Origin of the sequence: Granulicella paludicola (assembly GCF_025685545.1) — a bacterium.
Lineage (GTDB): Bacteria > Acidobacteriota > Terriglobia > Terriglobales > Acidobacteriaceae > Granulicella > Granulicella paludicola.
In genome coordinates, this window is record NZ_JAGSYC010000026.1 from 284,989 (window position 1) to 306,248 (window position 21,260).

Annotated in this window: 25 protein-coding genes; 16 read left to right on the forward strand and 9 right to left on the reverse strand. The window is 60.6% G+C overall.

Annotated features, from left to right (window positions below; genetic code table 11):
* Positions 1–18 precede the first annotated feature (18 nt).
* The 4 genes from iscU to OHL14_RS16760 all read left to right on the forward strand — a co-directional run bounded on the left by iscU (position 19) and on the right by OHL14_RS16760 (position 1,561).
* Positions 19–438, forward strand: a complete 420-nt coding sequence (gene iscU / locus OHL14_RS16745; protein ID WP_263380520.1) for a Fe-S cluster assembly scaffold IscU — start codon at positions 19–21, stop codon at positions 436–438.
* Positions 439–587: 149 nt separating this feature from the next.
* Positions 588–1,085, forward strand: a complete 498-nt coding sequence (locus tag OHL14_RS16750) for a HesB/IscA family protein (protein WP_263380521.1) — start codon at positions 588–590, stop codon at positions 1,083–1,085.
* Between the two features lie 66 nt (positions 1,086–1,151).
* Positions 1,152–1,337 carry a type II toxin-antitoxin system HicA family toxin gene (locus OHL14_RS16755; RefSeq protein ID WP_263380522.1) on the forward strand — a complete coding sequence of 62 codons (186 nt, stop codon included), beginning with the start codon at positions 1,152–1,154 and terminating at the stop codon, positions 1,335–1,337.
* Positions 1,338–1,342: 5 nt separating this feature from the next.
* Positions 1,343–1,561, forward strand: coding sequence for a type II toxin-antitoxin system HicB family antitoxin (locus OHL14_RS16760; RefSeq protein WP_263380523.1), 219 nt, complete (start codon positions 1,343–1,345; stop codon positions 1,559–1,561).
* 134 nt (positions 1,562–1,695) lie between these two features.
* Here OHL14_RS16760 and OHL14_RS16765 read toward each other — a convergent pair whose 3' ends face one another.
* Positions 1,696–2,421 (reverse strand): DUF6624 domain-containing protein, encoded by a 726-nt coding sequence (locus tag OHL14_RS16765; protein ID WP_263380524.1) that lies wholly within the window; start codon positions 2,419–2,421, stop codon positions 1,696–1,698.
* Between the two features lie 110 nt (positions 2,422–2,531).
* Here OHL14_RS16765 and hscB point away from each other — a divergent pair, with 110 nt between their 5' ends.
* Together hscB and bla are read left to right on the forward strand one after the other, a co-directional pair.
* A complete protein-coding gene (gene hscB / locus OHL14_RS16770; RefSeq protein ID WP_263380525.1) occupies positions 2,532–3,146 on the forward strand; it encodes a Fe-S protein assembly co-chaperone HscB in 615 nt (204 codons plus the stop codon).
* Between the two features lie 196 nt (positions 3,147–3,342).
* Positions 3,343–4,227 carry a subclass B3 metallo-beta-lactamase gene (gene bla / locus OHL14_RS16775; RefSeq protein WP_263380526.1) on the forward strand — a complete coding sequence of 295 codons (885 nt, stop codon included), beginning with the start codon at positions 3,343–3,345 and terminating at the stop codon, positions 4,225–4,227.
* 152 nt (positions 4,228–4,379) lie between these two features.
* Here the strand turns inward: bla and OHL14_RS16780 are convergent, their stop codons facing one another.
* Entirely contained in the window at positions 4,380–4,892 is a 513-nt protein-coding gene (locus OHL14_RS16780) for a DinB family protein (protein ID WP_263380527.1), read from the reverse strand.
* A gap of 25 nt (positions 4,893–4,917) precedes the next feature.
* A complete protein-coding gene (locus OHL14_RS16785; protein ID WP_263380528.1) occupies positions 4,918–5,343 on the reverse strand; it encodes a VOC family protein in 426 nt (141 codons plus the stop codon).
* 364 nt (positions 5,344–5,707) lie between these two features.
* On the opposite strand from OHL14_RS16785, the gene OHL14_RS16790 reads away from it, so the two are divergent.
* The 3 genes from OHL14_RS16790 (at position 5,708) to OHL14_RS16800 (ending at position 8,551) form a co-directional block, all read left to right on the forward strand.
* On the forward strand, positions 5,708–5,992 hold the full coding sequence (locus tag OHL14_RS16790; RefSeq protein ID WP_263380529.1) for an energy transducer TonB: 285 nt from the start codon (positions 5,708–5,710) through the stop codon (positions 5,990–5,992).
* Between the two features lie 99 nt (positions 5,993–6,091).
* Entirely contained in the window at positions 6,092–8,110 is a 2,019-nt protein-coding gene (gene hscA / locus OHL14_RS16795; protein ID WP_263380530.1) for a Fe-S protein assembly chaperone HscA, read from the forward strand.
* Between the two features lie 12 nt (positions 8,111–8,122).
* On the forward strand, positions 8,123–8,551 hold the full coding sequence (locus OHL14_RS16800; protein ID WP_263380531.1) for a 2Fe-2S iron-sulfur cluster-binding protein: 429 nt from the start codon (positions 8,123–8,125) through the stop codon (positions 8,549–8,551).
* A gap of 93 nt (positions 8,552–8,644) precedes the next feature.
* On the opposite strand, the gene OHL14_RS16805 is transcribed toward OHL14_RS16800, so the two are convergent.
* The 3 genes from OHL14_RS16805 to OHL14_RS16815 all read right to left on the reverse strand — a co-directional run bounded on the left by OHL14_RS16805 (position 8,645) and on the right by OHL14_RS16815 (position 11,451).
* Entirely contained in the window at positions 8,645–9,532 is an 888-nt protein-coding gene (locus OHL14_RS16805) for a PDZ domain-containing protein (protein WP_263380532.1), read from the reverse strand.
* Between the two features lie 71 nt (positions 9,533–9,603).
* The gene (locus OHL14_RS16810; protein ID WP_263380533.1) at positions 9,604–10,569 is read right to left on the reverse strand and encodes a HEAT repeat domain-containing protein; all 966 of its coding nucleotides are present in this window, start codon (positions 10,567–10,569) and stop codon (positions 9,604–9,606) included.
* Positions 10,570–10,689: 120 nt separating this feature from the next.
* Positions 10,690–11,451 (reverse strand): RNA polymerase sigma factor, encoded by a 762-nt coding sequence (locus tag OHL14_RS16815; protein ID WP_263380534.1) that lies wholly within the window; start codon positions 11,449–11,451, stop codon positions 10,690–10,692.
* Positions 11,452–11,587: 136 nt separating this feature from the next.
* Here OHL14_RS16815 and OHL14_RS16820 point away from each other — a divergent pair, with 136 nt between their 5' ends.
* The 6 genes from OHL14_RS16820 (at position 11,588) to OHL14_RS16845 (ending at position 17,561) form a co-directional block, all read left to right on the forward strand.
* Positions 11,588–11,935 (forward strand): gamma-glutamylcyclotransferase family protein, encoded by a 348-nt coding sequence (locus tag OHL14_RS16820; protein WP_263380535.1) that lies wholly within the window; start codon positions 11,588–11,590, stop codon positions 11,933–11,935.
* 30 nt (positions 11,936–11,965) lie between these two features.
* The gene (locus tag OHL14_RS16825; protein WP_263380536.1) at positions 11,966–12,607 is read left to right on the forward strand and encodes a ribonuclease HI family protein; all 642 of its coding nucleotides are present in this window, start codon (positions 11,966–11,968) and stop codon (positions 12,605–12,607) included.
* Positions 12,608–12,736: 129 nt separating this feature from the next.
* Positions 12,737–13,528, forward strand: coding sequence for a hypothetical protein (locus OHL14_RS16830; protein ID WP_263380537.1), 792 nt, complete (start codon positions 12,737–12,739; stop codon positions 13,526–13,528).
* A gap of 158 nt (positions 13,529–13,686) precedes the next feature.
* Positions 13,687–15,237: a TolC family protein gene (locus tag OHL14_RS16835; RefSeq protein ID WP_263380538.1), complete on the forward strand. Its 1,551-nt coding sequence runs from the start codon at positions 13,687–13,689 to the stop codon at positions 15,235–15,237.
* Positions 15,238–15,325: 88 nt separating this feature from the next.
* The gene (locus OHL14_RS16840; protein WP_263380539.1) at positions 15,326–16,027 is read left to right on the forward strand and encodes an adenine nucleotide alpha hydrolase; all 702 of its coding nucleotides are present in this window, start codon (positions 15,326–15,328) and stop codon (positions 16,025–16,027) included.
* Positions 15,984–17,561, forward strand: coding sequence for an alpha-amylase family glycosyl hydrolase (locus OHL14_RS16845; RefSeq protein WP_263380540.1), 1,578 nt, complete (start codon positions 15,984–15,986; stop codon positions 17,559–17,561). The genes OHL14_RS16840 and OHL14_RS16845 overlap by 44 nt, the downstream gene beginning before the upstream one ends.
* Positions 17,562–17,686: 125 nt before the next feature.
* Here OHL14_RS16845 and OHL14_RS16850 read toward each other — a convergent pair whose 3' ends face one another.
* Positions 17,687–18,877 carry a glycosyltransferase gene (locus tag OHL14_RS16850; protein ID WP_263380541.1) on the reverse strand — a complete coding sequence of 397 codons (1,191 nt, stop codon included), beginning with the start codon at positions 18,875–18,877 and terminating at the stop codon, positions 17,687–17,689.
* A gap of 242 nt (positions 18,878–19,119) precedes the next feature.
* Between OHL14_RS16850 and OHL14_RS16855 the strand changes: the two genes are divergently transcribed.
* The gene (locus tag OHL14_RS16855; RefSeq protein ID WP_263380542.1) at positions 19,120–19,665 is read left to right on the forward strand and encodes a hypothetical protein; all 546 of its coding nucleotides are present in this window, start codon (positions 19,120–19,122) and stop codon (positions 19,663–19,665) included.
* Between the two features lie 70 nt (positions 19,666–19,735).
* On the opposite strand, the gene OHL14_RS16860 is transcribed toward OHL14_RS16855, so the two are convergent.
* Positions 19,736–20,719: an LOG family protein gene (locus OHL14_RS16860; protein ID WP_263380543.1), complete on the reverse strand. Its 984-nt coding sequence runs from the start codon at positions 20,717–20,719 to the stop codon at positions 19,736–19,738.
* Between the two features lie 195 nt (positions 20,720–20,914).
* Positions 20,915–21,217 (reverse strand): hypothetical protein, encoded by a 303-nt coding sequence (locus tag OHL14_RS16865; protein ID WP_263380544.1) that lies wholly within the window; start codon positions 21,215–21,217, stop codon positions 20,915–20,917.
* Positions 21,218–21,260 lie beyond the last annotated feature (43 nt).

The window sequence follows — 21,260 nt, forward strand, 5'->3', positions numbered from 1 at the left end:
CGACCCCGGAGAACCCCCATGGCATATAGCGATAAGGTTGTTGATCACTACGAAAATCCCCGCAACGTCGGCACGCTCGATAAGAGCTCGTCCGAGGTTGGTACCGGCCTGGTCGGCGCCCCCGAGTGCGGCGACGTGATGCGCCTGCAGATCAAGGTGAACCCCGAGACGCAGGTCATCGAGGACGCAAAGTTCAAGACGTTCGGCTGCGGTTCGGCCATTGCATCGAGCTCGCTCGCGACCGAGTGGGTGAAGGGCAAGACGATTGCTGAAGCGATGGCGATCAGCAACACCGACATCGTGAAGGAGCTCGCGCTTCCTCCGGTGAAGATCCACTGCTCGGTGCTGGCTGAGGACGCGATTCGCGCCGCGATCGGCGACTGGAAGAAGAAGAACGGCGTCGCCGAAGAAGCTGGCATCGCTGTAGCTGCTCACTAAGCAACAACGAGGCCCCATTCATGCGATGGCTTGAGCCTTCGGCGTGGATGGGGCGGTGTTGTCTGTGCAGAGGTAGTGGCGCTTCTACACAACACAGAATGAAATGCGGCCTGCATCGTTCGTGTGGTCGCTAGAATCGAAGAAGAGTTATGTCGACCGTATCCATCTCGAGCACGACCAGTCAGTCGATGAGCGCGCCTGCGCCCGACATGAACAAGGACCCGCTTGCGGGGATGACTCTGCTGACGGCGGAGGGCTTTGAGCCACGCGCGAAGGCGGCGGTGGAGATTACGAAGAACGCGCTGAAGCGCATCCGCATTGCGATGGCGAAGGAAGGGATCTCGCCGGAGGCTGGCGGTTTGCGGCTGGGCATCACCGGCGGCGGCTGCAGCGGGTTGAGCTACAACATTCGCTTCGATTCGCAGCCACGGGAGCGCGATCGCACGTTTGTGTTTGGCGAAGGTGTGGAGACGGCGAACGATCCGAGCGGTGCCAAGGCAGTGAAGCTGTTCGTGGACCCGAAGAGCTTTCTGTACCTGGCGGGAATGGTGCTGGACTTTGAGGAGACGCTGATGCGCCAGGGGTTCAACTTCATCAATCCGAACAGCACGAAGAGTTGTGGGTGTGGGAGCAGCTTTTCGGCGTAAGAATTAATCGGGCTCTGATATGCGTTGAGGTAGGTGAGAACAACTCACTCAACGAAGAGGGCACGGATGAAATATCGCGACATCATGAAGCTGGTAGAACGCGACGGCTGGTACATCAAGGAACAGAACGGTAGCCACCGGCAATACAAACATCCCGTCAAGCCAGGCCGCGTGACCATCGCAGGGCATCCAGGAAAAGATGTTCCGCCGGACACCCGAAAGAGTATTCTTAGGCAAGCTGGTTTGGAGTAGCGTCTATGAGTGAATATCTAGTCATCTTCGAGCGGGCCGAGGACGGGGGCTGGGGAGCGTATGCTCCTGATCTTCCAGGCTTAGGGGTTGTGGGCGAAACGCGCGAGGAAGCCGAAGAGTTTATTCGAAAGGGTATCGTCATGCATATCGCGGGTCTCCGCGAAGACGGGTTACCTATTCCTGAGCCGACCACAACAGCGCAGCGCATTGCCGTAGCTGCGTAATCAGACCGGAGTCGACGTACCGTAGCGGCCGAAACCGCTCTGATGTACGACGGCTTTTCTTGTCACCGCTGAAGCCGTGACCTCCCGGGATGTGCTGGCGGTAGAGATTCGTTCAAGCTGAGTATGCGCGAACTTTACTGTTTTTGCGGGGTTGCCATGACCAGCTTGTTGGAGACCTTGAGGTGGTACATGTTCGCCATCATGCCCTTGTAGACGTCGATGGGGGGGAGCATGACTTCGGCTCGTTCGCGGTCTAGGCCGCCGGGGTCTTCGACGCTGTACATGGCGATGCTGCCGTCTTCGAGCTGCTTGAACTGCGTGCCGTAGCGTTGCAGCTTGCCTTCGAAGACGAGTTCCTTATCGACGACGAGTGCGAGGGCGGAGCCGTCGATTTTCTTCTCGTCGGCGAGGTTGGTCAGCATGGGGAGAAGACTGACCTGCCAGGCGTGGTCGCGGGTGTGGGTCATGATGAGCATGGCTGCGTTCGAGGCGTCGATGCCTACCATGGAGATAGTGGGCCAGCCGCGGCCCTTGACGATGAGCTGCAGCTCTTTGGTGAGGGCGGCGTCGATGTCGGCGAGGTTGCTGGCGATTTCGACGTGTCCCTTGGATTTTGCGGCTGGATCAATGCCGCGGGCCTTCTGGTCTTCGTCGCGCATCTTGAGGAGTTCGTCGCGCAGCTGCGGATCGGTGCCGGGGCCGTTCCTGGCGATGAGGGCCTCGCGACGTTGCGCGATGGCGGTCTTCCAATCTGTGCTCGCTTGGGCGGTCGAGGGAGACTGCGCGAGGACGGCGAAAGCGGGGCCTGAAGCGATGCAGGTGAGGAGCACAAGTGAGGCAGTGTAGCGGGAAATCGACATAAGGGCAGTGTATCGCGGTGTTGCGGGCGATTCCTGTGGTTGAAGTCTGCAATGAACCTCGGCGCATACCTTCCGAGCGCTGCGTTGTGCAGTGACTACAATAAAGAGTGATGAGCCACGACGCGTACAACAGCTACTTCACCCAGTTTGAACTTCCTCAGCACCTGCACATCGACCTTGCCGCGCTGGAGAAGAGCTTCTATGCGCAGTCGCGCAAGCTGCATCCCGACCGCTTTGCGGCGAAGCCTGTTGCCGAGCAGGAGGCTGCGCTGGCGGCTAGCTCTGCGCTGAACGATGCGTATCGTACGCTGCGCGATCCGATTGCGCGGACGGAGTACCTGCTGGGGCTGGAGGGAGTGCAGCTGGAGGAGCAATCGCGCGCGGCGACCGATGCGGCGAAGGCTACAGGCACGGCGAAGAAGCAGGTGGCGCCGCCCGATCTGCTGGAAGAGGCGTTCGAACTGAACATGGCGCTGGAAGAGTTGAAGATGGGCGACGACCCGGACGCTCGCGAACAGCTGGAGGCGGCTCGGGTGAAGTTTACGGCGATGCTGGCGGAGTTGCAGCAGCAGCTGGAGGCGCTGTGGTCGCGGTGGGATGCGGCTGTGGATGCGAACGATGCGGCGGCGAAGGGTAGCGCGAAGGATGCGATGGTGGCCCTGCTGAATCGGCGGAGCTACGTGCGGAACCTGGTGCGGGATGTGAATGCGGCGCTGGGGGTTTAGGCCGGTGGCGAGGGTTCGTTCCGATAAGAGCGAACAGAAAAGCAGAAGCAGATTCCCTGCGGGAATGACAAAGAAAAGCAAGAGCGAATGCGGATTTCTTCGCTGCGCTCCGGACTGACAAAAAGGGCAAGAGCGGGAAGCAGATTTCCTTCGGGAATAGCAAACGAAGGAGCCTGGGGCGTGATATCAAGGTGGGATGCATCGACTACTTCCCTACCTTGCAGCTCTCTTTGTCTGTCTTCCTCTTCGCGCTGAGGTAAGCGCGGACTGGACAACGCCGGTTGAGCCGTTTCGCATTGCCGACAACCTATACTACGTGGGCAGTCGCGATCTGGCGGCGTACCTGGTGACGACGCCACAGGGAAACATTCTGATCAATGCCAACCTGGTGACGTCTCCGCCGCAGATTCGAGCGAGTGTGGAGAAACTCGGGTTCAAGTGGGGCGATACGAAGATCCTGCTGAACGGACAGGCGCACTTCGATCATCTTGCCGGGGCGGCCGAGGTGGTGCGCGAGACGGGTGCGAAGGACATGGTGATGGAGTATGACGCCGAGGTGGCCCTGACAGGCGGGCACAAGGATTTTGCCTTCGGCAAAGACATCACAACGGATTATCCGCCGGTGCGTGTAGACCGCGTGCTGCACGATAGCGATACGGTGGAGCTGGGTGGTGTGGTGTTGACGGCGCATCGCACGGCGGGACATACGCGGGGTTGCACGACCTGGACGATGGATGTGCATGTTCCGGGTGAACCTGCGGACAAGCTGCGGCATGTGGTGATTGTGGGTGGGCTTTCGGCACTGCCGGGGTATCAGTTGGTGGCTACGCCGAAGCGCGCTGCGTCATATCCGGAGATTGCCAGCGATTTTGAATACACGTTCGTGGCGCTGAAGGCGATGCCGTGCGACATCTTTCTCGGTGCGCATGGGGTGTACTTCGATATGCTGCCGAAGCTGCAACGGATGAAGACGGAAGGGCCGAAAGTATTTATCGATCCCGCCGGCTATCAGGCGGCGATCGCGGAGGCACAGACGACATTTGAGAAGATGCTCACCAAGCAGATGGCCGCGGCTTACTGATTACGCTGAGCCAGTGCCGAAGCGAGAAGCCGACTCCTCGCTCAAGGGAAGGACAGTTAAGACAGGGAAAATGCAGATTCCTCCGCTGCGCTACGGAATGACAAACAGAAGAGGCTGCGCTGCGGGGTGACAAAAAGAGGATGGGAGCGGATCTATTTCTTGCCTTTGGTCGACTTGCCCTTTTCGTCCCAATAGGTTCTCTTGTCAAGGAGTGCCAGGTGGTGGAGGTCATGTCCTGCCATGATGCGGACGATGGTCCAGAGGGATTCTTCGCCGCGCTCGGGGTGGGTGATGACCTTCTTGATGTCGGCGTCTTTGAGGCCGTCGATGAAGGCGATGTTGAAGACCCGCAGGGCCTTGAAGCAGCCAAGCGCCTCAGCGAGCGAGTAGGACTTGTAGGACTTTGCCCAGGAGTCCTGATCAAAGGGCTGCATTACCGGATTTTTTTCGCCGTAGGCGTAGCGCAGGCGCCAGGCCCAGGCGATCTCGCAGTCGGCCATGTGGCAGACGATCTCGCGCAGGTTCCACTTGCCGGGACCGGGATGCTCTTCGATCTGTTCGTCGTCGAGATCGTCCAGTAGACGCATCAACTTGCGTGGCGTCTTGGCGATGACCTTTGCCGGATCGCGATCGCCCAAAGCCTCTTCGTACGGAACCTTGCTCATACCTGTCCTCAAAAACCTTTGCGGGTTAAGCCCCTTGCTGCCAGGGGTCGTATTCGCCAACTGACCAGAGGTAGCCCTCGGGGTCGCGAACGGTGAACGCCTTGCCACCGTACTCCATCTCTTTCAGCTCCATCACGACTTCAACTCCGGCGGCCTTTGCGCTCGCCCAGAGGGACTCGCAGTCAGGCGTTATCAAGTAGAGCGGAGAGGTGACGCGACCGTCGATCTCAGCGGGTGTTGCGTAGAACGGGGTGATCGGTCCGGGGTTCGTCGCCGATCCCAGCATGATCATACCGGTGCCAAATCGAAGTTCGGCGTGATCAACATTCCCGGCCTTTCCATCATAGACGGCGTGGCGGGTCATCCCAAAGGCCTGCTCGAGCCAAGCGATGGCGGCGTGGGCGTCACGGTAACGCAAACTTGGGATTAACATCGAGCCTGCAGCGGACATAGAAAGTGATCTCCTTCGGCATATTCAGTCACAAGGAGCCTCTGTGTATAGGGAAATCGTCTACCCAAGGTCGGCTGCGGGCAAGCAATCGCATATGAATATCCGATGAACGACTTCTGTGATGTGTGCAGAACCCGTGGACAAGATGTGAATATCGGTTGGGTCTGGTGTGGATCGCGACGTGCATGTAAAGCGAAATTGTGAGAAAACGGGCTCCCCATCAACGAGAGGTGGCGTCTCTCTAAGAATGACTACGCGACACGTCTCCACACTGCTCTTAGCGCTCGGCCTTGCGGGCCCCTCTTATGCGCAGACAGCTTCTCAGGCAACGCAGGATGTTCGCCTCGGGACGGTAGCATCGCCCATGCACATAGGCTCCGGCGTAAAACCGCCTTCGATGATTCACCAAGTGGATCCTGACCTGAAGCCTACCGAGGAAGAGAAGAAACAGATCGGCGAGATTTTTATTGGCTTTGTTGTGGACGAGCAAGGCGTACCGCAAAATGTGCACGTGATCCGATGCACGCATCTAGATCTCTGCCAGGCAGCGATGGAGGCCGTGCGGCAGGACCGCTTCAAACCGGCAATGTATCAGGGCCGACCAGTGGCCGTGGAGCTTTCTATGAACTTCGATGTAGACGTTTTCTGAACGGCTGCACCCTTCCTAACCGCGCGCGCATCCTTGAGATAGGCGAAAATAGGAAGTGGCGCTGCTTTGCGAAGACGGACGCCGCGAAAGAGGATTTCAGTGGCAGAGACACCGCGTGTAGTCGGCATCGATTTAGGCACAACCAACTCGCTGATTGCTTATATGCAGGGCGAGACACCCGCCGTGATTCCGGGCGAGGATGGGTCGCCGATTGTGCCTTCAGTGGTGGCGTTCGACCAGGAGACGGCGAACGGATTTTCCGTGGGCAATGCTGCGCGCAATGTGCTGCTGACGAACTCGGCGAATGCTGTATACAGCGTGAAGCGGCTGATGGGACGCGATCTGACGGACGTGGAGCCGGAGCTGAAGCTCTTCCCTTTCCACCTGGCTGAAGGGCTGCAGCCTGGCGAGGTGTTGAAGCTGAATGTAGGTGGGCTGACGCTGACGCCGCCGGAGATTTCGGCTTACATCCTGCTGCAGTTGAAACGCAACGCGGAACGGTTCTTCGGTGGTGAGGTTTCGAAGGCAGTGATCACGGTGCCTGCGTACTTCAACGATGCGCAACGGCAGGCGACGAAGGATGCAGGTCGGATTGCGGGGCTGGAGGTGCTGCGGCTGGTGAATGAACCGACGGCGGCGGCGCTGGCGTATGGGCTGGATAAGAAGCGCGACGGCATCATTGCTGTGTATGACTTCGGCGGCGGCACATTCGATATTTCGATCCTGAAGCTGCATGAGGGGATCTTCGAGGTGATCGCGACGGGCGGCGATACGCACCTGGGCGGCGATGATATCGACAACCTGCTGCTGGCGGTGGCGCTGGATGACATCAAGGGCGATCTGGGCGTGGACATCAGCAGCGATCCGGAAGCGATTCAGACGCTGCGCAAGGCGGTGATCGATGCGAAGATTGCGCTGAGCGATGCGGAGAGAGCGCGGATTGCGCTTCCCCTGCCTGAGGGCAAGGTGTATGCGCGTGAGATTACTCGCGAGCAGTATGAGGGGTTGATCGCTGCTGTGATCGAGCGGACGGCGGGGCCGGTGCGGCAGGCACTGAAGGATGCAGGGCTGACGCCAGAGCAGATTGATGAAGTGGTGATGGTGGGTGGCTCGACGCGGATACCCGCGGTGCGGACGCTGGTGACGAAGTTGTTTGACCTGGAGGCTCGCGGACGTAAGCTGCATACGGAGCTGAATCCGGATGAGGTGGTGGCGCTCGGTGCGGCGGTGCAGGCTCAGATTTTGAGCGGCAGCGACAATCTTGCGACGAACGATCTGCTGCTGCTGGATGTGACGCCGCTTTCACTGGGCATCGAGGCGTATGGCGGCGTGATGAGCAAGGTAATTCAGCGGAACTCGACGATTCCAGCGAGCGCGACCGAGCATTACACGACGGCTGTCGACGGACAGACGGCGGTGGCGATCCATGTACTGCAGGGTGAGCGTGAGCTGGCGAAGGATTGCCGGTCGCTGGCGCGGTTCGACCTGAAGGGCATTCCGCCGATGGCTGCGGGCATGGCGCGCGTCGAGGTAAAGTTTTTGATCGATGCGAACGGGATACTGCACGTGAGCGCGCGCGAACAGCGCAGCGGCACGGAGGCGCAGGTCGAGGTGAAGCCGACGTACGGGCTGACTGACGAGCAGGTGGAGACGATGATTCTTGCGAGCTTTGACTATGCCGAGGAGGACATCACGGCGCGGCAGGTGATCGAGGCGACGAACGAGGCGAATACGATTCTGGATGCGGTCGCTAAGGGCAAGAGCTCGTCGGCATGGCAGGCGCTGACGTTCGATGAACATGCGGCGATCGAGGCGGCGGTACTGGAGCTGAAGAACTCGATCAAGGGCGGCGACTACAAGGTCATTCGCAAGGGCATCGACCAGCTGGACAAGGCGACGCGGCGGTTTGCGGAGATCATGATGGATACAGCCGTGACCGGAGCGCTGGGTGGCAAGACGATGGCGACGGCGGGAGATAACCTGGGCGGCGAGCTGGGAGCTCCGACGAGCGCGCCGCATGCGTTTGCGAAGGCTGAGGTTGAAGATGCCGCAGCGACGAATGTGATTGAACAGGACAAAAAAGACCCGGAGACGCCGGGCGAGTCCACGGAAGATTAGAATCAAAGAGCTATGTCAGATCACGATCACAACCTTCCCGAAGTCGACCTCTCCAAGCCTCCTGCTGAAGGTATGGTCCGCGTTACGTTTGAGCCAGAGAACAAGACCGTTGAATTCAAGTTCGACACGATGCCCTATGACGGCCACGGTTTACCGATGAGCTTTCTGGATATCGCTGAAAACTATGGCGTTTTCATGGACCACGCCTGCGGCGGCGTCAGCGCCTGCACGACCTGCCATATGTTTCTGAAGAAGGGCGCTGAGGGTGTGTCTGAGGCAGAAGACCTTGAGCTGGATCGCCTCGATCTGGCACCGGGGCTACAGCTGAACTCGCGCCTCGGTTGCCAGTGCGTGATTGAGAAGCCAGGCACTTACATTGCCGAGATTCCGTCGTGGAACAAGAACTATGTGCAGGAAGGCAAGCCCTCGACGACGAAGTAGTCGAAGGCTGTCCGGGCGAGATCCGGCGACCCGTCGAGATGCAGATTCCTTCGCTGCGCTATGGAATGACAAAATTGAGCGTTGCTGGAGATTCTAGCGCAGGGTCTGGAAGAACTGAGTCTCGAAGCTCTTCGGCCACTCCAACGAGGAGTGGTGGCGCGACTCGGGCGTGAGGTTGATGCTGATCTCATGCTTGTCGCGCAGGATGGTCAGCGTCATCGGCTGGCCCTGGTTGGCGCGGAGATGCTTATTCCAGTCCGACGCTGTCTTGATGGGAGCGCTATCGGCGCGGAGCAGGACATCGCCTGCGCGCAGGCCGCTAAAGGCGGCAGGGCTGTTGGGCATGACTGTCTGGATCAACAAGCCGAATCCCTGGGAAGCACCGAAATAGTCGGCGAGCTGCGGCTCCATCGTTTCCAGCCCAAGGCCGGTAAACGGCGCAATGTGGAGCATGGACTTCACAAAGCTCTTGCTGGTTGAGCCGCTGGCGGGCGCTGGTTCGGCAGAGGCGTCCTCGGCGAACTCGGTAACGGGCGGATCGGATTGCGGGACGGCGGCATCGGCAGCGACGCGGAGGCGTACGCTGCGTTCGACCTCACTGCGATCGGCGATCAGCGTATTCACTTTCAAGGTTTGCCCCTCGCGTTCGATGACGAGCGCGATCTTCAGGCCGGGTGCGGACTCGTGGATCATCTGGCTGAGGGCGACCATGCTGTTCGTCGGTTGCCCGTTCATGCTGAGGATGATGTCATGCTGGCGCAGGCCGATCTTGCCTGCGGGCCCATCGTGGTCGACGAGCACCACCTCGACGCCGTGGCCGTTGTTATCGTGAAAGACGATGCCGAGATAGCCGGGGGTACGCTGCGGAGTGGAGCGCGCGCCCGCACCGCGCGCATGACCCGTGGCCGCAAGCGCCGGTACGACGGCGGCCAGCGAGAACGCAAGCGTGACGGCTGTCAATCGGTTGATACGAAACTCCACTCTTTGCCCCTTGGTTCGCTGCCGTTCATTCTTTGCCTGGTGGCCCGCTGATGGTCCTAGAAGCGCCGCGGCTACTCGATGTTCGCCGTGCCCTGCAGCACCTGGAACGAGGCGTTGCGGATGGCCGGATTCACGTCCTGCGACGAGACCGTGCGCAGCACCTGGCGAACGCTGGAGTCTGCCTGAACAGGCGAGAGCATGGAGACGGCCTGAGCGCGAACATCGGCGCTCTTGTCATGCATCAGCGAATCGAGCAGCGCATCACGTACCTGCTCATCCTGACCTACGTAAGATTGCAGACCAGCGAGCGCCTTCAGACGGACGGCAGGGCTCTTATCGAAGCGGAACTCTGTGAGCAAAGCCTTACGCAGCTCGTCGGCTCCATCCTGTCCGCCGACGCAGCCCTGCGGGGTGCGGCAGGCATCGGCCATCAGGCCAACGGACTGTGCATGGACCTCGCTGTTGGAGGCGAGATGTGTGCCCAGCATCAGAAGCTGGCGAATCTGCGGGTCGTCGAGCGAACCCTGAACGGTCTCAGGCACAAGGCGGTTGTACTGCACCTGCACGATGTCCTTACTCGGGGTCTGCACGATGCCGGAGACACTGGCGATGGAGCCAGCGCTGGGATTCGAAAGAATGACCGGGGCGGGCAGCTTGGGCGCGTTCGCAGCCTGGTAGCGGGCAACAAAATTGCCGCCGAGAAAGCCGACACCGATAAGCAACGTAGCGAGAGCAGGAGCGCTCTGGATGTTGCCAAACCAGCGCATGGCATTGCCCCAGAAGCGCTGTCCTGCCGAGCGCTCGGGAATGGCGTCAAGCGCCTCATCGAGGGCCATGCGCGAGGCTGCCAGAAGGTTGGGCGAAGGTTCCACCATGGGCAGGAGAGCCAGGTCTTCCTGCAAAGCGAGCGTGGCATTCCACTCGCGACGGCAGTCGTCGCAGGTGTTCAGGTGCTGCTCCAGGGGGAATTGATACTCATCAGGCAGCTCGCCGTACTGGGCGAGAATAATGTTCTGTTGCGCGATCTCACACTTCATATGCGTACCTCTAAGCCAGCCTCGAAAGTTATTGCTGTAGAGCCACTGCGGGTCATTTTGATCCTGCCCGAGTTGTGGCGTTGTTGCGTCATTCCGTAAACCCTCTCGTATGTCGCGCTGCTATCGCGCGTCCGCCAACCTTGCCCGAAGCTTCCGCGTAGCGCGGAAGAGCGTGTTCTTGGCGGTCTCTTCGGTGGTCGACAACATCTCGCCGATGGTCCGAAGCTTCAAACCCTGGTAGTGCTTGAGCTCAAACACCGTACGTTCGCGGGGAGTGAGTTCATCGAGCGCGCTCTGGATAGCCGCGTTCATGGTCTTGCGTTCCAGCTCGCGGGCCGGATTGGCCGAGGCGCGCTCGTCTTGCACGCTGGCCATGAGGTCCATCTCTTCGCCGGAAGAGTCCAAAACGGTGCCGGGATCTTCGCGGCGGCTCTTGCGGCGGCGCAGCTGATCGAGACAAAGGTTCGTCACGATCCGGTAGAGCCACGTGTAGAACGAGCACTCGAAGCGGAAGTTCGAGAGGTGCCGGTAGGCCTTGATGAAAGCCTCCTGATGCACATCCTGAGCGTCCTGTTCGTTGCCGAGCATGTGCAGGGCGAGGCGAAGCACACTGCGATCGTAGCGCCGTACGAGGGCGTCGAAGGCAGAGCGTTCCCCGGCCTGGGCAGCCCGAATGAGGTCGTCGTCTTCCGCACGCTGCTGCTGGCGAGCTTCCGCCTGCTCTGCAGAGAGCTTGGTACGGAGACCGGACTGGGCGGCGATGCGGGGCATACCCGCTGATTTTACTTCGATCGCCGCTGCTTCGGTTTCTAGGAGACCGAGGGCAAAGGGACTGGGGCGTCGCCGGCCATCGCCGGTGAGTTGGATCGCTTCACTGCTCATGCTTGGTCTGACTCCGGAGTCAGGGTAACTACACTCGGATAGACGTGAGGGGTGTGGAGAAGGTGAGCGAAACTATGGTTTGGTGGTCGAGAATGCTGAATAGGCTGAAAATACGGTCGATGGAATCAAGAATGCGATGACGGAGCTGCTGTTTGTGTACGGAACGCTGCATCCGGAACGGGCTCCCACGGAGATCTCGGATGTCGTGCAGCGATTTTCAGAAATAGGCCGAGGAAGCGTGAGCGGGCGGCTGCATGACTTCGGGACCTATCCCGGGGTGGTGCTGGCGCATGATGCTGAGAACATATGCGGCACGGTGTTTGCGGTGCCGGAGAATGCGTTCACCCGGCTCGACGCCTATGAGGGTTTTGAGGCTTCAAAACCCGCCGAAAGCCTCTTTTTGCGGGTGAAGGCCGAGGTCGCGATGGATCGCGGAGAGCGGCTTTCGTGCTGGGTCTATGTATGGAACGGGATGGTGGAATAAGGTCACAGAGCCTCAGCTAGACTGGAGCTTATGTCTTCTCTTTTTCCCGATACCGCCGACTCGTCCAAGAATGCAACCAGCTGGGTGCTGGCACACTGCGATGGTGGAGCGCGGGGAAATCCCGGGCCAGCAGGGTTTGGGGCGGTGGTGACGGATGCTGCTGGACATAAGCTGGCGGAGATCTCGGAGTTTCTCGGGCACCGGACGAACAACTATGCTGAGTACTCCGGGCTGCTGGCCTGCCTGCAATGGGCGATCGAGCATGGGCATCGGAGGCTGCGGGTTGTGTCGGACTCGGAGCTGATGGTGAAGCAGATCCAGGGCAAGTACAAGGTGAACTCACCCGACCTGCGCCCCCTGTGGGAGGAGGCACGGAAGAGGATCACACTGCTGGACGGGTTCGAGATCAGCCATGCGCTTCGGCACAAGAACAAGGATGCTGACCGGCTGGCGAACGAGGCGATGGATCGGGGGACCGGGAGGTCGCCGGTTCCAGTGAGCAGTGGAGGGGGTGCGGCCCGTGTGCGGGAGCCCGCACCAGAGACACCCAGCGCCGCGCAAGCGCCGAAAGCGCCACAGATGCTGCGCGGATTTACGCGCGGCGGGGCCATTCACCTGCTTGGCGGGGCCGAACTGCCAGATGGAGTGTTCGTGAAGGTTATTGTGGAGTAAACACCGGGATGCGAGAAGCAGGCGACGAAAAGTAGCCAAGGATGCATCCAAGAGCATAGTATGCAACGGCCTTTTTCATCGACACGTCGTACTCCAGAAGTTGTGTCTCTACTCGCTCTCATTGCCGCCATGGCCCTAACCTGTGGGCTATTGTTTGCCGAACCGAGCGAGGCCCCGGTCGTTGAAAGCACGTCGGCACAGGAACTTGTGCGTGGTGCTGTGTTCTCCGAACTTCGTGCAAACAATACGGATAAAAGCAACTGGCGGTATCGGGACCAGAGCAACTCTCCCTCGAAAGCTGAGACCTTCGACGCCATTGAGACGCCGCAAGGGGAGCTGCGCCGACTGATCGCGATCAACAGCCATGAGCTGACGCCTGCGGAAGATCGCAAGGAGAAGGAGCGGATTCGAGAGTACGTGGACAGCCCCGACGAGCAAGCTAAAGCCCAGCGCGATGGACAACATGACGACGCTCAGGCGGAGCGATTCCTGAAGATGCTGCCGGATGCCTTTACCTGGTCGGTGGCGACGCAGACTCCCGAGGAGACGACGCTGCGTTACGAGCCGAATCCTGCCTTCAAGCCGCCAACCATGGAATCACGGGTGCTTGCGGCCATGGAAGGCGAGATGGTGATTGCGCGCGATGGCGACCGCATCAAGAGCTTGCGAGGCAAGCTGAGCCATGAAGTGAAGATCGGCTACGGTCTGCTGGGCAGGCTGGATCAGGGTGGCACCTTCGACGTCGAGCGACGGCCCGTCGCGCCGGGCCACTGGCAGATTGTGGAGAACCATGTGCATATCGGGGGTCGCGCTCTGCTGTTCAAGAACATCAGCCAGAATGCGGACGAGATCAAGACAGGTTGGAAGCCTTCCACAGATAAGACACTGGCAGAGGCGCAGCGGAGTTTAGGGGTGCAGTAAAGGTGTGAGTGGGGCGGGGCGAAATGCAAATTCCTCCGCTATGCCACGGAATGCCAAAGCCAGGAATTGCACCGAGGTTGAGGCATGTGGTGCAGAGTGCGGTTTTCTTGCACCATTTCGCATCCCGGCAGGGGCCGTGGCAATCTAAATAGACAGTGATGATGACGAGTTCAAAGTGGAAGCTGCTGGCACCGACCGCAGCGATGGCTTTTCTGGCTGCGGGAGCAGGCTACGCGCAGAAATCTGCCCAGACGACGCAGGACCTTCCCTCTGCTCCGAGCGCGGTGAAGAGCGCCGAGGCGCGGGCACAGGCTGACGAAGCTTTGGGCAGGCCTGCGGGTGATGGATTTACGCTGAAGTTCGCGACCCAGCCAGTCCCGAATGGGCTGGCGATGGAGTTGCCGACGAGCGGCCCGGTACGGCTGTCGCTCGATGATGCGATCTCGCTGGGACTGCAGCGGAACATCCGCCTGCTGTATGACCGTCAGAACCAGAAGTCGGTGCGCGGACTGACGCTGGGCGTGGTCAATGTACTCATCCCGAACCTGACTATCAACGCCTCCAGCAACGCGCAGGAGTTGAACCTGGCGGCTATGGGCTTCGGTGGCTCGGAGATTGGGAAGTTGAGCGCGACCGGATTGATTCCTCCGGGCTATACGATCGCGACGATCGTGAAGGTGGATGTAACGCAGGCGAGCGTGAAGATGAGCCAGACGCTGTTCAACCTGACGGACTTCGAGCTATACCGTGGCACCAAGAACGAGACGAACGTGGTCGATCTGCAGATGCTTTCGGACCGCGGCGACGTGGTTTTGACGGTGGGACGCCTGTATCTGAACGTTCTGGCCGACGAGGCGAATATTGAGAACGACACGGCGCAGGTGAAGTCGGCGAAGACGTTGTTCGATCAGGCATCTGAGAAGCAGGCGGCAGGGGTGGGCGTTCACCTGGATACGCTGCGGTCTGAGGTGCAGTACCAGCAGCGCGTGCAGGATCTGGTATCGGCGCAGGACACGCTCGCGAAAGACAAGATTCAGCTGGCGCGGGTACTCGGTATCCCGGTAGGGCAGGAGTTGGAACTGACAGACAAGACTCCGTATCAGGACCTGGCGAGCATGGATCTGGCGACCGCGAAGGCGACGGCGTACGCTCACCGCAAGGATTACCTGAGCCTGCAGGAAGAGGACAAGCTCGATCACCATATCTCGAAGGCCGTGAAGTATCAGCGGTTGCCGGTGCTGGCGTTCAATGGCTTTTATGGAGTCATCGGGCAGACGACGGGCAGCTACCATGGCAACTTCAACGCTGAAGGCAGCCTCACGTTCCCGATCTTCAACGAGGCAGCGCAGCGTGGACAGCAGGAGGTTGCGGAGGCGCAGCTTCGAGCTGTGCAGCAGCGAGAGAGCGATTTGCGTGTGACGATCGATGCGCAGATTCGGGCAGCGATGCTGGACGTAAACACAGCGCAGGAGCTGGTGAAGGTCGCACAGAGCAATGTGGACCTTGCGAAGCAGGAACTTTCCGATGAGCAGGACCGCTTCAGCGCGGGCGTGGATGACAGTCTGCCAGTTGTGGATGCGCAGTCGTCGGTGACGAGCGCGCAGGCACAGCTGGTCCAGTCGCTCTATCAATACAACGTGGCAAAGCTGATGCTCGCTCGGAATACCGGTGTTGTTGAGACTCGGTACAGAACGTATCTGGGAATGTAGTTGAGGCCTTCGGGCTAGGGATCAAGAGGCGCTCCATCACTGACCGTGGTGGAGCGCCTTTTCCTTTGGCGTCGCATACGATGGGAGCATGGGCAAGCGGATTCTGCTGAGTTGGAGTGGAGGCAAAGACTGCGCGTGGGCGCTGCATCTGCTGCGGGAGCAGGCGGAGTACGAAGTCGTAGGGCTGCTGACTACCGTGAACGAAAAGTTTGCGCGCGTGGCAATGCACGGGTTTCGCGAACAGCTGCTGGACCGGCAGGCGGAGGCCGTGAACTTGCCGGTGTGGAAGGTGCCGCTGCCGTGGCCGTGCTCGAATGAGGAGTACGAGACGCGGATGGCGGCGGTGTGTGCACGCGCGGTGAAGGAGGGCCTCGTGGGGATCGCGTTTGGCGATCTGTTTCTGGAAGATATTCGAGCCTACCGGGTGGCGAAGCTGGCGGAGACGGGGCTGGAACCGATCTTTCCCTGCTGGCAGATTCCGACGGACGAGCTGGCGAGAGCGATGATCGCTGCGGGCATGCGAGCGCATCTGACCTGTGTCGATCCCCGGCAGCTGGACCGCAGCTTCGCGGGGCGGCTGTTCGATGAGGCTCTGCTGGCTGACCTGCCTGCGGGTGTGGACCCGTGTGGAGAACGTGGGGAGTTTCATACGTTCGTAAGCGCTGGACCAGCGTTCGTGGGCGGGGGGAAGTCGCGTAGCATAGACGTACGCGTGGGTGAGATCGTCGAGCGCGACAACTTTGTTTATGCGGACTTACTCCCTGTTGAAACGGCCCTCTCTTCGGTTTAGTGCGCTGACGCTGTGTGCGGGCGCGATGCTCTTCGGTTCGAACTACTCACTGCGAGCGCAGACGCTAGCGCGGCCTGGCTGGCAGGGCTCGGGCATGATGTCCGAGGCCTGGTGGCGCAATGCGGTGATGTACCGCGTGGATGTGCGGGGTTTTCAGGACTCGGATGGGGATGGCGTGGGCGACCTGAAGGGCGTTGCCAGCCGCATGAACTACCTGCAGTCGCTGGGTGTGGACGCGATTGTGCTGGATAAGCTGGGCGATGGCAATGGGTTTGATGACGTAGTAAGTGCCGCGGCGCCGGTTCAGATTCGTGTGCTGGTGGTTGTGGACGGCGGCGGGAATGTGGCTCCGAACACCGATGATGCCGTGGTGGGACAAGCGCGCATGTGGCTGACGCGTGGAGCTGCCGGGGTGCTGTTGCGGAGTGCCCGACCGGCGAATGACGTGGCTGGCTTGCTGCACAGATTGCGCGGAGTAACGGATGGCTTTCCGGGATCTCGGGTGCTGCTGGCAGCGACAGGGACAAATCCCGCTCCGAGCACGATCCATGCGATCGACCTGGATCAGGTACCCGTAGTGACCCGAATGCGCGGTGGGTCTGTCCCAACTGGAGCACAGCTAACGCAGGTGCCACTGGAGCTGACGAATGCGACGGCAAAGACGATCCGCGCGGCTCTGAATGGGGTGAATGCCGCTCCGACGGGGACGGCGCTATTTCTGGCAGAGCAACTGTTTTCGACGAAGGAGCTGCTGGCTCAAGCGAACGTGGCAGCGCTGGATGGGAGGCGACGGGCGTTTGCGATGGTGCTTCTGGCATCGCGTGGTGCGGCTTCAGTGCGCTATGGGCAGGAGATCGGGATGCTGCCGGTGGAGTCGGGCGATAGTGCCGAGGTCATGCAGTGGACTCCGGCGAATGTGACGCAAGCTCCGAAGCCGGTGGAAGAGGCCAAGCCCGCCCCGGTCGTCGACAATACGCCAGCGCAGGTGGATAAAGATGGATTTGCGACGTTCAAGCCGTATGTGCCGCCGCCGAAGGCTGCACCCGTCGTGAAGAACGCTGACGGCGAGGTGGTGCCTGCACCGTTGGTAGTCGACCCGAACACGCTGCCAGGGTTTACGAGTGGCAAGCTACTGCAGGCGGCTCCTGCCGATGCAACGACCTTGAATGTGGCGAAGGAAGAGGGCGATACGGAGTCGCTGCTGCAGCTGTATCGGCGGCTGATTCAGCTGCACCATGACAACCCGACGCTGCGCAATGGAGCGGAGCTACTGCTGGACTATGACGATCTGGGCGCCGTGGTGTGGGTGCGACAGCCGGCGAAGGATTCGCGGTCGACGGCGATCATTGCGGTGTGCAACTTGTCCGGGGCTCCGCTGAAGCTGTCGCTGAATGAAGAGCTGACGCGGCAGCACATCAAGACGGGGACTTTGCGAAACCTGCTGAGCGCAACCGCGACGGCGGAGTCGGTGCAGAGCACGGACAATCTGTCGTTGCCGCCATATGGGGTGTTTTTAGGAGAGCTGTACCACTAGAGTTCGCCGGGCCAAGCAAACGAGGTGGCGCTGTCAGACAGCAGGTCCTTCGCTTGCACCCCAACGAGCAAAAAACGCTCGCTGGGGCCCCGCCTGCGCTCAGGATGACAACCTTAGAAGTAATTTCAAGAACGCGATGGATACGCCTCGACTACGCGGGTGAAGACGGCGTCCCAGGAGCATTGCAGGGCGTGGGTGCGGGCGGCATGACGCATGGATTCCAGGTGGGCGGGATCGGCTAGCAGAGCGGCGATGGCTGTGGCGAAGTCTTCGTCGGGCACGATGCGGCCTGTGAGGTTGTCGGTGACGATGGTGGCTGGGCCACCGTTGGGAGTGACGATGGCGGGGACGCCGCTGGCGAGGGCTTCGAGGACGACGTTGCCGAAGGTGTCGGTGTGCGAGGGGAAGATGAAGAGGTTCATGTTGGCGTAGGCCTCGGCGAGAGCTTCGCCGCGCAGGACCCCCGCCATGGTGACATCTTTGAGGCTGGAGCGGAGCATCTCCTCCTCGGCGCCGTGGCCAACGATGAGCCACTTCGGGTGGATGCCGCGGGAGCGAAGCGCGGCGTCGATCCTGGGAAGCAAGGCTACGTTTTTCTCTACCGACAGGCGACCGACGAAGCCGAGGATGAGCTCGTTGTCGTTAGCGGGGCGGGTACGTTTGGCGGGCGTGAAGGTGTCGGTTTCGACGCCGCGCTGCATGAGGTGGCAGGGACGGCCGGTCTCCGATTCGAGCAGCGTGCAGAGGCCGGGGTTGGGAGCATAGAGAACTTTGGCGTAGCGATAAAGCAGGCCGGTGCCTTTGAGCGTGATGCCTTCTACGCTGTCTTCGAGGCGCATGGCAGTCGCTGCGCTGAATCGATTCGAGAGCCAGCCGAGGCGACGGGCAGCATACTCGTGGACGTTGGTGTGCCAGCTGGCGACCATGGGGATCTGCAGCTTCCAGGCAAAGTAGAGACCGAAGAAGCCGAGTTCGCTGGGGCCGGTGATGTGAATGATGTCCGGGCGGAAGTTTCGAACGGTCTCGGAGATGAGGTAGGAGTAGCGGAAGAAGAGTGGGTCGAAGTAGAGGTCCTGCTCAAGCTGCACGGCGAGCGGGGAGCGACCCAGTTCGAGCGCCGTGACGGAGCCGTCGGGTTCGCAGACATGCGTCTTGTTCTTCTTGGGGTCGGCGGCGCGGACGCAGAGCATGGGGACGTCGTTGCGGCGGGCCCAGGCGGCGAAGTTGCGGCTGGTGTGGGCGACGCCGTTGACCTCGTGGAAGCTGTCGGGGAAGTAGGCGATGCGCGGCTTGGGAGTGTCTGAGGCGAACCACATGCGCGTAGAGGATATCGCGTTGGAGGATCGCCGGGCTGCAATCGGGGGTGAATTTGTGGGTTTACAGACGGGGTTTTGTTACGTTCAGTTTGGAGCCAGGAGAAAAGACGAGACAGAAGTGGGTGCGCTCGCGCCTGCGGCTTTAGCTTACTGAAAATATGCGGGTCTCTCCACTGCGCTTCGCCTCGGTCGAGATGACAGATATTTTTGCTGGGTTCACTCCGTTGCTATAGCCTGCGGGGATGAGTGCGAGGCAGGAACCGGCGGTGGGTGAGACCTTAGGCGCGGCGCTGCGGGACATTGTGCGGCGGCCGGTGACGAACCTGCTGACGGGGTGGAACTGGAAGGCTGCGCTGATCAGCGTGTGTATTCGCGCGACGGTGTTCTTCGCGACGAACCTGCGGGCGGGTCATGCTTCGGCGCTGCGGGCGAGCCTGGTGGAGGCCGGCTTTGCGATTGTTGCGGCGGGAGTGCTCGCTGCGATTACCCAGAGGATTCGCCATGCGCAGCCGGTATGGGCAACAGGGATCGCGGTGTGGCTGGGGGTGCCTGCCCTACTACTGACGGTGCAGAGCACGGTGCATCACCTGGCGGGAACTCCGCATATGAAGACGGGGCTGATCGCTTCGTTCGTAATGGCGGCTTTCGGGTCAGGGTTCAACTGGTATGCGCAGCGGCGCGGGTTGCTGATTACGGGGGCGGAGTCAGCGGGTGGGGACTGGAAACTGCTGCCGCGGGTGGTTCTGGATTTTGTGCTGGCGGGGCCACGCGCTTTATTGAAACAGTGAGAAGTGACTCGTGCCAAGTGATACGCAAGAACGGCATTTGCCACTTGGAACCAGCCACTCATCGCTGTCTTTACGACCTCGTCTTCGCAATATCCGGGCCCAGCATCTCCTGTGCGCTAACCTCAGGTTCCTCGGGTACGGTGCCCTCACCCGGAGCTTCAGAGCCGGTGAGGTGGTTCTTCGTGAGGCCGTCTTTGAGCAGCGCGAAGGCCTCTTCGGGGGTGTCGGCGAACTTGAACAGGTCGAGGTCCTTGACCGCGATAGCGCCCTTCTCGGCGAGCAGTTCGAGGTTGATGACGTTCTTCCAGTAGCTGGAGCCGTAGATGACGATGGTGATCGGCTTGGAGAGTTTGTGTGTCTGGTCGAGCGTGAGAAGTTCAAACATCTCATCGAGCGTGCCAAAGCCTCCCGGGAAGACAACCAGCGCTTTGGCCAGATACGCGAACCAGTACTTGCGCATGAAGAAGTAGTGGAAATTGAGGTTGAGCGCAGGTGTGATGTAAGGATTCGGATATTGCTCGAACGGGAGCTTGATATTTAGGCCGATGGTCTTGCCGCCGGCCTCCCACGCGCCGCGATTGGCGGCTTCCATGATGCCGGGGCCTCCGCCGGAGGTGATGACGAAGCGATGGCGACGACCGGGCAGCGTCCTGGCCCATGCGGTCATCATGCGGGCAAGCGAGCGAGCGTCCTCGTAATAGCGGGCCATCTCGACGGCGGCTTCGGCGCGCGTGCGCTTCAACTCGGTCGTCTCAGGTTCGCCGGAGCGCGTAGGCTGTTCGGACTCCGGTGCTGGCTGGGTGGAGCCGGTGTTGTCGAGCAGCTCAAGCTCGTTATTGGCGTCCGACAGGGAGCGGAAACGGGCGGAGCCGAAGAAGACGACGGTGTCCTGGATGCGCTCGCGGCGGAAGCGGGCCTGCGGCTCGTAGTACTCCGACATGATGCGCATCATCCGGCCGTCGGGGGAGTTGATGAACTCTTCGTTCTCGTAGGCGAGGGGCGCGGAGGCGAGTGGATCAGGGGGCAGCTTCGGGATGTTCGGGGCGTCAGACATAACTTGGTTAATCTACGCCACGGAGGGGCGGGTTTGGGTGAAGAAGGGTCGCTCTGGAAGCATCTTGCGAAAGAAGCCGGCCTCTCCACTACGGCGATAAAGCCACCTCCGGTCGAGATGACTCTTCCGTTGCGGTTCGAGAAGCAGGTCCTTCGCTCCGCTCAGGATGACACTATTTGAGGAGTGGGCTATGGGCTAGCCGCGGTAGTCGCGATAGTGGAGGAGTTCGCTAACGCCGATCCAGATGTCGATAAGGCCGAGGCCGGAGACGAGTCCACGCACCCAGCCCTGCTGCACGATGGAGTCGATGGCAGGATGTGCGACGACCCAACCGTTGGCGGTCCAGTAGCGCGGCGACCACGGCAGCACGGCGAGCAGGCCGCCGATGTAGAAGCAGAAGAGAACGAGCACGACGAGGCTGAGACGCTGCAGCCAGAGAGGCGCAGGCGCGGGGTCGGGCTTGCGCGCTGCTGGGTCTGGTCGCGGCTCAGAGGGCATGTCGAACTCCAAGAAGGTTTGCTGCTGGGCTGGCATTGAAATC